Below are 12487 nucleotides of genomic sequence, written 5' to 3'. Positions count from 1 at the left end.
AAGAATGAGCGAACAAGAACAATTCGACGTCGTCGTCATCGGTGCCGGTCCGGCCGGTTATCACGCGGCCATCCGCGCCGCCCAGCTGGGCCTGAAGACCGCCTGCATCGACGCGGCGCTGGGCAAGGACGGCAAGCCCGCGCTGGGCGGCACCTGCCTGCGCGTGGGCTGCATCCCGTCCAAGGCGCTGCTGGATTCCTCGCGCCAGTTCTGGAACATGGGCCACCTGTTCGGCGAGCACGGCATCAGCTTCAAGGACGCCAAGATCGACGTCGAGGCGATGGTCGGGCGCAAGGACAAGATCGTCAAGCAGTTCACCGGCGGCATCGCGATGCTGTTCAAGGCGAACAAGATCACCGCGTACTACGGCTTCGGCGAACTGCAGCCGGGCAACGTGGTCAAGGTCAAGCAGCACGACGGCAGCATCGTCGAGCTCAAGGGCACCAACGTGATCCTCGCCGCCGGCTCGGATTCGATCGAGCTGCCGTTCGCCAAGTTCGACGGCGAGAACATCGTCGACAACGTCGGCGCGCTCGACTTCAACGAAGTGCCCAAGCGCCTGGCGGTGATCGGCGCCGGCGTGATCGGCCTGGAACTGGGCAGCGTGTGGAAGCGCCTCGGCGCCGAGGTCACCATCCTCGAGGCGCTGCCGGACTTCCTGGCCCTGGCCGACGCCGAAGTGGCCAGGACCGCGCTGAAGGAATTCAAGAAGCAGGGCCTGGACATCCAGCTTGGCGCCAAGGTCGGCAAGACCGAAGTGACCGGCAAGGGCAAGAAGAAGGAAGTGGTGGTCAGCTACACCGACGCCACCGGCGAGAAGAGCCTGACCGTGGACAAGCTGCTGGTGGCCGTGGGCCGCCGCGCCGCCACCAAGGGCCTGCTGGCCGAGGGCACCGGCGTGAAGGTCAACGAGCGCGGCCAGATCGAGGTCGACGCGCACTGCCACACCGGCGTGGACGGCGTGTGGGCGATCGGCGACTGCGTGCGCGGGCCGATGCTGGCGCACAAGGGCTTCGAGGAAGGCATCGCGGTCGCCGAACTGATCGCCGGCCTGCCCGGCCACGTCAACTTCGACACGATCCCCTGGGTCATCTACACCGAGCCGGAGATCGCCTGGGTCGGCAAGACCGAGCAGCAGCTCAAGGCCGAAGGCGTGCCCTACAAGACCGGCAGCTTCCCGTTCGCGGCGATCGGCCGTGCGGTGGCGATGGGCGAGCCGGCCGGCTTCGTCAAGGTCATCGCGCATGCCGAGACCGACCGCGTGCTCGGCTTGCACCTGGTCGGCGTCGGCGTCTCCGAGCTGGTCCACGAAGGCGTGCTGGCGATGGAGTTCAACGGCTCGGCCGACGACCTGGCGCGCATCTGCCACGCCCATCCGACCCTGTCCGAGGCGATCCACGACGCCGCGATGGCGGTCAGCAAGCGGGCGATCCACAAGGCCAATTGAGGCCGGGATTCGGGAGTCGGGAGTGGGGATTCGCAAAAGCGCCCCCCATCCCGCATCTTTTCCGGCAATGGCAAAGCGCCGGGCGAAAGCCCGGCGTTGTGCTTTGCGGATCGCCGCAAGATGCTGAATCGGTCGACCCACGGCACGTGCCCCGCTCCCAGCGCCGTGAACGCTCGCGCATGCAACACCCCGCTTTTACGAATCCCCAATCCCGAATCCCCAATCCCATGAAAAGCATCTGCGTCTATTGCGGTTCCAATGCCGGCAACAAACCCGCCTATGCCGAGCGCGCCACCGAGTTGGGCACGCGCATCGCCGAGCAGGGCCTGCGGCTGGTCTACGGCGGCGGCAACGTCGGGCTGATGGGCACCGTGGCCAATGCGGTGCTCGCCGCCGGCGGCCAGGTCACCGGCGTGATCCCCAAGCAGCTGGCCGACTGGGAAGTGGCGCACCGCGGCCTCACCGAACTGGAAATCGTCGGCTCGATGCACGAGCGCAAGTCGCGCATGTTCGACCTGTCCGACGGCTTCATCGCCCTGCCCGGCGGCTTCGGCACCATGGAAGAGATCTTCGAGATGCTGACCTGGCGCCAGCTCGGCATCGGCAACAAGCCCTGCGCGTTCCTGGACGTGGAGGAGTTCTACGCCCCGCTGATCGGCATGATCGACCGCATGGTCGCCGAACGCTTCCTGCACCCGGACCAGCGCGCCGACCTGTGGTACGGCGACGACATCGACACGATGCTGGAGTGGATGCACGCCTACACCCCGGCGCAGGCGTCGAAGTGGATCGACGAAAAGCGCCGCAACGCGCTGCGCTGACGCGCACCGCGTTTCCCCAGCGGCGAACCCCGGGGCGCGTGGCGGTGCGCCTGGCACCTGTAGCGAGGATTTCAGTTCCGACGAGTTGGCCAGCCGCGAGCTGGCTACGTTCGTTGCGGTTGAAGCCGCTCCTGCAATGGGACGTCGAAGTGCAGGCGGTTCATTGCGGATGGGGCTTCAGTCGCGACCCAGCTGAATCGAAGCCTGAAGATTTCCCACTGCGTTCGTCGCGACTGAAGTCGCTCCCACAGGGGCTACAGGATACTGGCGGCGCATCTCCGACGCCCTATTCCTTGTGTGCGCGGATCGACAAAGAACACCGCGCCGCACTGCGCTGAGCCACTCGCTACCCAGCGCCGAGCCTGGGCCAGTCGCCACACGCCCAGCATTCCTGTGCATCCCTCCTGCAGCACGGATGGAAACACGCGCTGATGTTCGGCACCTGGAAATACATAGATGGTCATTGAACCATAGCGAGCCAGATTCAACAGTCCAAGACCAGGCTCGTTCCCGTTGCTCCTGCTGTTGCTCCTGCTATTGCTGTTGATTTACCGGGTTCCCTTCCGCAGCGGCGGCCATGGCGGGGAAAAACCCCGCAGGGGCGGCGCACATGGATGTGCGCCGTTCGCGGCAGGGGCAGGGCTCGCCGGAAAAAGGCGAAGCACTGCTTAGCCCCGGCGAGCGGGCTGGCGCCGCGAGGCGACTGCCCCGGACTTGGCCGCGTAGCGGACAAGCCCCTTCCGCGAATCCCCGTCATGGACGCGGACCCGGAGGGCGCAGCGCGGAGGGCGCAAGGCAGGGCGTGCTTGACCAGCCTTCGGCTGCGGTGAAGCGCTTCTTTGGGTTACTTTTCTTTGCACGAGCAAAGAAAAGTGACTCGCGCCCAAGCGCGAAAGCTTTGCCTTTGCTCTGCTTGTAAGCCAAAGCAACAAAACAAGAGACATCCAAGAGCAACTCCGCAAGTCCTATGCCCGATGCCGATACCTATGTCGACCGTACACGCCTCTCAGGCGCATGACGATCGAACAGAAGACCCGCAACAACAAACGACCAAATCGACACTATTCGCACTGCGTCGAACCGGCAAAACGATTCCCAGGAACAACATGCGCGCTCAGCCTCAATGGCGCTGCGCAGGCCGCCCCAACAGATACCCCTGCCCGTAATCGCACCCCAACTCACGCAACGTATCCAACTGCCGCTGGGTCTCGATGCCCTCGCCGATCGTCTCGATCCCAAGCGTACTGGCCAACGCCAGAATGCTGCGCACCAGCGCATAGCTCCCGGCACCGCTCTCGCCGTGCAAACCGGCGACGAAACTCTGGTCGATCTTCAGCGCCGAGATCGGAAACCGGTGCAGATACGACAGCGCCGAGAAACCGGTACCGAAATCGTCCAACTGCGCCAACACCCCGCGATCGCGCAGCGCCTGCAGGATCGTCAGCGTGCGCGGCGCATCGTCGAGCAGCGCCACCTCGGTGATCTCCACCCGCAGCCGCCGCGGATCGGCGCCGGCGGTGTCGATCAGCCCGAACAGCCGCTCGGTGAAGTCCGGCGAGCGGAAATGCCGCGGCGAGACGTTGACCGACACATAGCCGCTGCCGCCCTGGCCCAGGCGCTGGATCACCTGCTCGTACAGCAGCCAATCCACCTGCTCGATCAGCCCGCTGTCCTCGCCCAGGTCGATGAACTGGCTCGGCACCAGCAATCCGCGGCTTTCGTGGCGCCAGCGCAGCAGCGCCTCGTGGCCGACCACCTGGCCGTCGATCAGGCGCACGATCGGCTGATAGAACGGTTCGAAGTCGCGGTTGTTGATCGCGCGACGCAGGTCCGCCTCCAGGTCCAGGCTGCGCAACGCCGCCTCGCGCATCGCCTCGTCGAACACCGCGCACCGGTCCTGGGTCTGCGCCTTGGCGCGGTACATCGCCGCATCCGCGTCGCGCAGCAACTCCTCGCCGCTGCTGTAGCGCGGATGCCAGGCGGCGATGCCCAGGCTGCCGGACGGGAACAGTTCGCGCCCGGCCACCCACATCGGCTGGCCGAGCACGCCGAGCAGGCGCTGCGCCAGTTCGCGCACGCCCTCCAGCCCGTCCTCGCAGCTGACCAGGATCGCGAACTCGTCGCCGCCCAGGCGCGCGACCACGTCGTCGCTGCGCAGCGTGGAGACGATGCGCTTGGCCACCTCGACCAGCATCTCGTCGCCGGCGGCATGGCCGATGCTGTCGTTGACCAGCTTGAACCGGTCCAGGTCCAGGAACAGCACCGCGAACGCCATGCCGTCGCCGTTGCGCGCGCGGTTGATCGCTTCGCCGAGCCGGTCCAGCAGATGCGAGCGGTTCGGCAACCCGGTCAGCGCATCGTGCAGCGCCTGGTGGGTCAGGCGCTGCTCGGCGCGCCAGCGCTCGGCGATCTGCGCCAGCAACTGCTGGTTGACCTCGGCCAGTTCGCGGGTGCGCTCGGCCACCCGCTGCTCCAGCTCGGCATGCGCCAGCCGCAGCCGTTCCTGCGCGCGTTGCCGCGCCAGGCCGCCGCCGACGTTGTGCGCGACGAAGGTCAGCAGGCGCTGGTCGTATTCGGTGAAACGCACCTGCGTGGTATAGCTCTGCACCACGATCGCGCCGACCACCTCGCCCTCGTCGAACAGCGGCACGCCCAGCCAGCTGTGCGAGCGCGTGCCGTATTCCTGCACCTCGCCCTGCGCCACCAGCGCCTCGATGTCCGCCAGTTCCAGCAGCATCGGCCGGCGTTCGCGCATCACGTACTCGGTCAGGCCCTTGCCGCGCCGCCGCAGCGGCCGCAGCGGGCTGTATTCGTCCACCGAGTACACGAACTCGAGCATCCTGCCGTCGTCGGACAACAGGGCGATGTAGAGATTGCGCGCATCGATCAGCCCGCCGACGATGGCGTGCACCTCGGCGTAGAACTGCTGCAGGCTCTCCGAGCGGATCGCCAGCTCGGCGATGCGGAACAAGGCCAGCTGCAGCGTCTCGGCACGCTTGCGCTCCAGGATCTCGTCCTGCAGGTCGTGGTTGGCGCGCTGCAGTTCCTGCGTGCGCAGCTGCACGCGCCGTTCCAGCTGCACCTGCGCATGGCGCCGGTCCATCGCGGTCAGCACGTGCTGGGCGACGTACGCCAGCAGCGCGCGGTCGGCATCGGTGTAGTGCATCGCGCGGTCGTAGTTCTGCACCACGATCGCGCCGCAGACGCGGCCTTCGCGCAGCATCGGCACGCCCAGCCAATCCTTGCTGTCCGGGCCGTGCAGGGCGTCGTAGTGCACGCGCAGGCGGTCGCGCACCTGCTGCGACGGCCCGCGTACCGCCTGGCCGTGGCGCAGCAGGGCGAAGGTCAGGCTGTTGGGCATGTCGCGCTGGTAGTACAGCCGTTGCGGATCGGCGACGAAGTCGTCGTGGCGGTCTGAGAAGTACAGGAAGCGCATGCTCTGCTGTTCTTCGTCGTATTCGACGATGTAGCAGTTCTCCGCATACATCAGCGAGTCCAGCACCGAATGCACGTGCTGCAGCATCTGCCCCATTTCCAGGTCCGCGCCGGCCAGGTCGGCGATCTCGTACAGCGCCTGCTGCAGCTGCTTGGATTTCTCCAGGCCCTCGATGCGCGCGCGCATCCGCTCCGTTTCCAGCAGCGCCAGGCCGAATGCGGCCGCCATCTCGCACCAGGCGGCGCGCTGCGGCTCGGACAGCGGCTGTTCCAGCCGCGCGGCCACGGCCACGCAGGCGCCGTCCTGGGTCTTGAGCACGTGCAGCAGCACCTGTGCAGGCGCCGGCACGGCTTCGACCAGGCAACGCCGGACCAGCGCCGGCAGCCAGGCCGGCGCATGCGGGGTGGCGCCGAACAGGCGCCCGCCGACCGCGCCGTCGCCGCAGGCGATGGCCACGTCGCTGCCCGCCGGCAGCAAGCCGCACAGGGCTGCCGCGCTCTGCATGGACGCGTGGCCGTCGGGTTGATCCTGGCGGGCGATCGCGGACGGCTTGAACAACATCGACAACAACTCCTGCATGACGTCGGACCTGCCCCACGCCTCCCCCTTAGACGTCAGCATACCTTTTACGTGAACGGCCGCACGCGCGGCGACCCCATCCCCGCCGCTGGCGCGTTCACTGTCTACGATGCCCGCTGCCAGCCCGCCCCCGCCCGCCGCCGCCATGCCCACGCCACGCTATGCGCCAGGCCGGCGAACGCTTAGGCTTGCCGCCGTGGACGCCCTGGTCGAAACGAGCGACGAAGCCCTGATGCTGGCCTATGCGGCCGGCGACGCCGGCGCGTTCGAGACCCTGTACGCGCGCCACCGCGGGCGCCTGTACCACTACCTGCTGCGCCAGCTGCGCGACGTGGCGCTGGCCGAGGAGATGTTCCAGGACGTGTGGCAGCGGGTCATCGCCGCGCGCCAGGGCTGGCAGCCGCAGGCCGCATTCAGCACCTGGCTGCTGCGCATCGCCCACAATCGGCTCGGCGACCACTGGCGCGCGGCCAAGCACCGCCCGGCCGCGCCGGCCGATGCCGAGCTGCGCACCGCCAGCGTGCCGGATCCGGATACCCCGGAGCGGCAGCTGTCCGCGTTCGAACAACGGCGCCGGCTGCAGCTGGCGCTCGACGACTTGCCGGAGGACCAACGCGAAGTGCTGCTGCTGCGCCTGGAACAGGAACTGAGCCTGGAGGAGATCGCCCAGATCACCGGGGTCGGCCGCGAGACGGTCAAGTCGCGGCTGCGCTATGCGATGGACAAACTGCGCGCGAGGCTGGGCGAATGAACGCCGACGAGCCGTTGACCCCGGAAGAACGCGCCCTCGCCGAACGCCTGCGGCTGGGCCGGCAGGCGCTGCCGTCGGCGGCGCTGGACGCCTCGATCCTGGCCGCGGCTCGCGCCGCGGTGGCGCCGGCAAGCGCGCCGCAGGCGCAGCCGGCCGATGCCGATCCCGCGCCGACGCCGGTCGCTCACGCGGCGCCGCTGCCGCCGGGCGATCCCCATGCCGCCGCATTGCCGAGACGCCGCGCGCGCTGGCCGGCCTGGACCGGGCTGGCGGCGTCGTTGACCCTGGCCGTGGGCATCGCCTGGCAGCTGCGCACCCCGGCGCCGCCGGCGATGGCGCCGGTCGCGCCGGAGCCGGTCGCGGCCGAGGTCGCCGCCGAGGTCGCCGCCGAGCGGTCCGCCGCCACCACGCAGCCTGCCGGGGCGGAAGACGCCGCGGGCGCGCCGGGTGCGGCATCCGCCGCCGCCCCGGCCACGGCCCCGCCGGCGCCGTTGCCATTGCCGCAGCAGGCGCCGGCGCCGGCCGATGGCGACGCCGCCAAACGCGCCGCAGCTGCGCCGCCGGCGGCGTCCACGGAGGTGCCGGTCGCGTTCGCGCCGGCACCCGTGGTCGCACCGCCCCCTTCCGCAGCGCCGCTGGTTTCGCCACCGGCCCCGCCGGCGCCGCCTGCCGCACCGGCGCCGGTCAAGATGCTGGCGCCGCCGCCGGCAGAGGCGGCAGCGCCACTGGCGAAGCCGGCGGCGCGCGCGCGCGCGGCGAACGCCATGCAGCGCGAAGAGATGTCGCAGGACCGCCGCCAGCACGACGACTACCAGGCGGCAAGCGCACAGGGCCAGGAAGCCGAACTTTCCAGCGTACGCGTCGAGGGCAACCTCAGCGCTGTGCCGGCCATGCCGCCCGCACCGATCGCGGCGTCCGCGGCGGATACCGCAGCCGCGGACGCCTCCAGCACCGATCCGGCGCTTGCGGCCGCGGCGCAGAGCGACGCGCGCCTGTCGCCGCGCCGCTGGCTGGCACGTATCCGCGAGCGCCGCGACGCCGGCGAGCACGCGGCCGCGCGCGCCAGCCTGCAACGCCTGCAACGCGAGCACCCGCACACGCGCATCCCCGACGACCTGCGCGACCTGCTCGAGGACTGACTCGCATCCGGCCGTGGCGGCGATGCGGGCGAGACGGAAACCGACCGCTCCGCTGGCGTCGATCGCGCAACCCAGGGCCGCTCGCCAACGCCATGCCGCGCGTGCTTCCGCAAGCCGATGGGCGAGGTCCGCGACGTCCGGCCGATCGGCAGCGGCGGCGGCGGCGGCGGCGGGATCATGCCCGCTGTACGACACACGCGTCGCCCACCGGCTTGGCGAGCGTCCAGGCACACCCGCTTGACACGCTCCTACCGCGGATGGATGTTGCCCTCTGTCCAGGAGGACCTGCCGCCATGCGCAGCCTGTTCGTCCGTCTCGCAACGCTGCCGGTGCTGTTCGCAGGTATGGCACCGTGCCATGCCGGCACGCTGCCGCCGCCGGGCGGGATCGCTGTGGAGCATGCGGTCGCCAATGCAATCGACGGCACGCCGCTGCATTACGACATCGGCACGCTGTCTGTGCCGGAAAACCGCGACAAGCCGGATAGCCGCGTGATCCAGGTCGGCTTCGCCCGGGTCAAGGCAAGCCGCCCGAGCAACGCGCCGCCGACCTTCCTGCTGGCGGGCGGACCGGGCGTGACGATGCTCGACATCGTGCTCGATCGCGACGACGCGGCCAGGCGCCGGATCAAGGCCTGGCAGGCCTATGCGGAGGTCGCCGACCTGGTGGTGGTCGAGCAGCGCGGCTACACCCTGCGCGGCGAACGGATGGAACTGGATACGCCGGCGTTGCCGCTGGACCAGCCGATGACGACGGCGCAGGACATCGCGATCACCCGCGACCTGGCCCGGCGCGCGCAGGCCGCCTATCCGCACGCCGACCTTTCCGGCTACTCGATCGCGCAGATCGCCGACGACGTCGACGACCTGCGCAAGGCGCTGGGCTACGACCGGATCAACCTGGTCGCGGCCAGCTTCGGTTCGCAATGGGCGTTCGCGGTGATGAAGCGGCACCGCGGGCGCGTGGCGCGCGCGGTGATCTCCGCCGCCGAACCCCTGGATGCCGGCTACGACCAGCCGTCGCAGGTGTTCGCCGCATTCCAGCGCATCGCCGCGGAAGCCGACCAGTCCGCCGCGCTTGCGCCGTACCTGCCCACCGGCGGCATGATCGCGGCGATGCAGGCGACGCGGGATCGCTTCGCGAATGGCCCGATCCGCGTCGACGTCGAACACGACGGCCGCCGGCAGCAGGTGACGCTGGGGCTGGAGGACTACCAGCTCGCGCTGATCACCTATTCCGCCAACGCCGCGACCTTCCCGCGCTTCGTGCTCTCGGCCTACCACGGCCACTACGACGACTGGGCGCGCGACGCCATCGCCTGGCGCGCGCCAGAGCGGCGTGCGCTGATCAATCCCTTGATCAACATCGGCCTGGACATGAGCGCGCCGCGCAAGCGCCTGCTCTGGAGCGACCCCGCGCTGCCGATGCTCGGGCGCTGGAACTTCGCCGCGTATCTGGCGACCAAGGGCGAATGGGCCAGTGCCGACGCCGGCGACGCGATGCGCGCGCCGATCCTGGATCCGACCCCGGTGCTGTTCGTGCAGGGCGACTGGGACACCTCCACGCCGCTGGAGAACACCCTGGCACTGCTGCCCTATTTCCCCAACAGCCGCACCGTGCTGCTGCATCGCGCGCAACACAACGGTACCTTCGCCCTGCTGCGCAGCCGGCCGGAGCTCGCCGCCAAGGTCTACGCGTTCCTGCGCGACGGCGATACCCGCACGCTGCCGGCCGACGCGGCGCTGGACCCGGTGGCGTTCGCCGCACCCGCGTTTGCCGCGCCCACGCCCGGAGCCGCGGTGCCTACCGCGGCGAACGGCCGCCGTTGAGCGCACGAGCGCGTTCGCGCGCAGCAGCGCCATCCACCCGCACCCCACGGCGCCCGCCGCGCCTGCGAACGCGCCGCACCGGCGGGCCGCCGCGGCGCCTCGTCTAGAATGGCGCCGATGCCCGATACGCTCCCCCATCCCGTCAGCCACAGCGTGGACATCAAGCACAGCCGCTTCCTGGCCCACGCGGCACCGATCGCCGACGCCGGCGCGGCGCTGGCGTTCGTGCAGCAGGTCGCGGTGGCCGACGCCACCCACAACTGCTGGGCCTACCGCCACGGCGACGACTACCGCTCCAGCGACGATGGCGAACCGGCCGGCACCGCCGGCCGCCCGATCCTGGCGGCGATCGACGGCCAGGGGTTCGACCGCGTGGTGGTGGTGGTCACGCGCTGGTACGGCGGCATCAAGCTCGGTGCCGGCGGCCTGGTCCGCGCCTACGGCGGTACCGCCGCCGAATGCCTGCGGCTGGCGCCGCGGCAACCGTTGCTGGCCTTGAGCCTGCTCACCCTGCACTGCGGCTTCGACGATCTGGGCGCGGTGCATGCGGCGCTGGGCGCCTGCGCCGCCGAGAAACTCGATGAACGCTTCGACGCCGAGGGCGCCGAACTGCGCCTGCGCCTGCCCAGCGATCGCGTGGACGCCTTGAAAACACGGCTGCGCGACGCCACACGGAACAGGGTCCGCTGTTCGGAAATCTCCCCCGCATGAACGATCCGTCGGCCGACCAGGCCAAGTCGCTGCGCAAACTCGGCAGCCTGCGCACCTTGTGGCCGTTCGTGCAGCGCCAGCGCGGCCTGTTCGGCGCCTGGCTGCTGGCGCTGGCGGTGTCCTCGAGCGCGACGCTGAGCCTGCCGGTCGCGGTCCGGCAGATGATCGACCACGGCTTCAGCGACGGCGGCAGGATCAACCAGTCCTTCGCGCTGCTGTTCGCGGTGGCGGTGGTGCTGGCGATCGCCACCGCGCTGCGCTTCTACTTCGTGTCCCTGCTGGGCGAGAAGGTCGTCGCCGACCTGCGCGGGCGCCTGTACGCGCACCTGATCGGCCTGCACGCCGGCTTCCACGACCGCAACCGCAGCGGCGAACTGGTGTCGCGGCTGTCGGCCGACAGCGAACTGCTGCGCGGGGTGATCGGCAGCACCATGTCGGTGGCGCTGCGCAGCACGGTGACGGTGATCGGCAGCATCGTGATGCTGTTCGTGACCAGCCCGCACCTGGCCGCCTATGCGCTGCTCGGCATCCCGCTGGCGGTGTTGCCGATCGTGCTCGGCGCGCGCCGCCTGCAGAAGATCTCGCGCGCCAGCCAGGACCGCGTCGCCGACGCCAACACCCTGGCCGCCGAAACCCTGGGCGCGGTGCGCACGGTACAGGCGCATGCGCGCGAGCCTTACGAGCGCGGCCGCTTCGGCCAGGCGCTGGCGCTGTCGGTGGACGTGGCGCGGCGCCGGGTCGGCGCGCAGGCACTGATCACCGCGGTGGCGATCGTGCTGGTGTTCGGCGCGATCGTGCTGGTGCTGTGGTCCGGCGCGCACGAAGTGGCGGCCGGCGAGTTGAGCGCCGGCGCGCTCGGCCAGTTCGTGCTGTATGCGATGTTCGGCGGCGGCTCGGTGGCCTCGCTGGCCGAAGTCTGGAACGACCTGCAGCGCGCGGCCGGCGGCATGGGCCGCATCGCCGAGCTGTTCGCCGAACGCCCCGAGGTGGTGGCGCCGGCACAGCCGCGCGCGCTGCCGCAGCCGCTGCGCGGCGAGGTGCGTTTCGACAACGTGGTGTTCCGTTATCCGCAGCGCCCCGACCATCCGGCGCTGGACGGCTTCGACCTGCACGTGCGGCCCGGCGAGAGCGTGGCCCTGGTCGGCCCCTCCGGCGCCGGCAAGAGCACCGTGCTGTCGCTGCTGCTGCGCTTCCACGATCCGCAATCGGGGGGCGTGCGGGTGGACGGCACCGACCTGCGCGAACTGGACCCGGCGCAGCTGCGCGAAGGCATCGGCCTGGTGCCGCAGCATCCGACCCTGTTCGCGGCCAGCGCCGCCGACAACATCCGCTACGGCCGGCTCGAGGCCAGCGACGCCGAGGTCGAGGCCGCGGCGCGCGCGGCCGAAGCCGATACGTTCATCCGCCAGTTGCCGGACGGCTACGCCAGCGAGCTGGGCGAACGCGGCGCGCGCCTGTCCGGCGGCCAGCAGCAGCGCATCGCCATCGCCCGCGCGCTGCTCAAGGACGCGCCGATCCTGCTGCTGGACGAGGCCACCAGCGCGCTCGACGCGCAGAGCGAACATGCGGTGCAGCAGGCGCTGGAACGGCTGATGGACGGGCGCACCACCCTGGTGATCGCGCACCGCCTGGCGACCGTGCTCAAGGCCGACCGCATCGTGGTGATGGACCATGGCCGCATCGTCGCCCAGGGCACCCATGCCGAACTGCTGGCGCAGGGCGGCCTGTACGCGGAACTGGCGCGGCTGCAATTCATCGACTGAGCACACCGCGC

Annotated in this window: 8 protein-coding genes; 7 read left to right on the top strand and 1 reads right to left on the bottom strand. The window is 70.2% G+C overall.

Going from position 1 to position 12487, the window contains the following annotated elements; all coding sequences use genetic code 11:
* Positions 1 to 4: 4 nt before the first annotated feature.
* Positions 5 to 1447, top strand: a complete 1443-nt coding sequence (lpdA, locus tag AB3X10_RS10020) for a dihydrolipoyl dehydrogenase (RefSeq protein WP_369981198.1) — start codon at positions 5 to 7, stop codon at positions 1445 to 1447.
* A 227-nt stretch (positions 1448 to 1674) separates the two neighbouring features.
* Positions 1675 to 2268, top strand: a complete 594-nt coding sequence (locus tag AB3X10_RS10015; RefSeq protein WP_369981196.1) for a TIGR00730 family Rossman fold protein — start codon at positions 1675 to 1677, stop codon at positions 2266 to 2268.
* A 1120-nt stretch (positions 2269 to 3388) separates the two neighbouring features.
* On the opposite strand, the gene AB3X10_RS10010 is transcribed toward AB3X10_RS10015, so the two are convergent.
* Complete coding sequence (locus AB3X10_RS10010) at positions 3389 to 6265, bottom strand: EAL domain-containing protein (RefSeq protein ID WP_369981758.1); 2877 nt, start codon at positions 6263 to 6265, stop codon at positions 3389 to 3391.
* Positions 6266 to 6479: 214 nt separating this feature from the next.
* Here AB3X10_RS10010 and AB3X10_RS10005 point away from each other — a divergent pair, with 214 nt between their 5' ends.
* The 5 genes from AB3X10_RS10005 (at position 6480) to AB3X10_RS09985 (ending at position 12476) form a co-directional block, all read left to right on the top strand.
* Positions 6480 to 7034 carry an RNA polymerase sigma factor gene (locus tag AB3X10_RS10005; RefSeq protein WP_369981194.1) on the top strand — a complete coding sequence of 185 codons (555 nt, stop codon included), beginning with the start codon at positions 6480 to 6482 and terminating at the stop codon, positions 7032 to 7034.
* A complete protein-coding gene (locus AB3X10_RS10000) occupies positions 7031 to 8173 on the top strand; it encodes a hypothetical protein (RefSeq protein ID WP_369981192.1) in 1143 nt (380 codons plus the stop codon). The genes AB3X10_RS10005 and AB3X10_RS10000 overlap by 4 nt, the downstream gene beginning before the upstream one ends.
* A 293-nt stretch (positions 8174 to 8466) precedes the next feature.
* Entirely contained in the window at positions 8467 to 10002 is a 1536-nt protein-coding gene (locus AB3X10_RS09995) for an alpha/beta hydrolase (protein WP_369981191.1), read from the top strand.
* Positions 10003 to 10119: 117 nt separating this feature from the next.
* Complete coding sequence (locus tag AB3X10_RS09990) at positions 10120 to 10713, top strand: IMPACT family protein (RefSeq protein WP_369981190.1); 594 nt, start codon at positions 10120 to 10122, stop codon at positions 10711 to 10713.
* Complete coding sequence (locus AB3X10_RS09985) at positions 10710 to 12476, top strand: ABC transporter transmembrane domain-containing protein (protein ID WP_369981189.1); 1767 nt, start codon at positions 10710 to 10712, stop codon at positions 12474 to 12476. Before AB3X10_RS09990 ends, AB3X10_RS09985 begins: the two co-directional genes overlap by 4 nt.
* Positions 12477 to 12487: the final 11 nt, after the last annotated feature.

The organism is Xanthomonas sp. DAR 80977, assembly GCF_041240605.1.
Classification (GTDB): Bacteria; Pseudomonadota; Gammaproteobacteria; order Xanthomonadales; family Xanthomonadaceae; genus Xanthomonas_A; species Xanthomonas_A bundabergensis.
The sequence above is the reverse complement of the archived record's forward strand: the minus strand, read 5'-3'. Positions and strand labels throughout refer to the sequence as shown.

Excerpts from the sequence above, each read along its gene's own strand:
- lpdA (WP_369981198.1), top strand. The coding sequence starts at position 5 with ATGAGCGAACAAGAACAATTCGACGTCGTCGTCATCGGTGCCGGTCCG.
- AB3X10_RS10015 (WP_369981196.1), top strand. The coding sequence starts at position 1,675 with ATGAAAAGCATCTGCGTCTATTGCGGTTCCAATGCCGGCAACAAACCC.
- AB3X10_RS10010 (WP_369981758.1), bottom strand. The coding sequence starts at position 6,265 with ATGTTGTTCAAGCCGTCCGCGATCGCCCGCCAGGATCAACCCGACGGC.
- AB3X10_RS10000 (WP_369981192.1), top strand. The coding sequence starts at position 7,031 with ATGAACGCCGACGAGCCGTTGACCCCGGAAGAACGCGCCCTCGCCGAA.
- AB3X10_RS09995 (WP_369981191.1), top strand. The coding sequence starts at position 8,467 with ATGCGCAGCCTGTTCGTCCGTCTCGCAACGCTGCCGGTGCTGTTCGCA.
- AB3X10_RS09990 (WP_369981190.1), top strand. The coding sequence starts at position 10,120 with ATGCCCGATACGCTCCCCCATCCCGTCAGCCACAGCGTGGACATCAAG.
- AB3X10_RS09985 (WP_369981189.1), top strand. The coding sequence starts at position 10,710 with ATGAACGATCCGTCGGCCGACCAGGCCAAGTCGCTGCGCAAACTCGGC.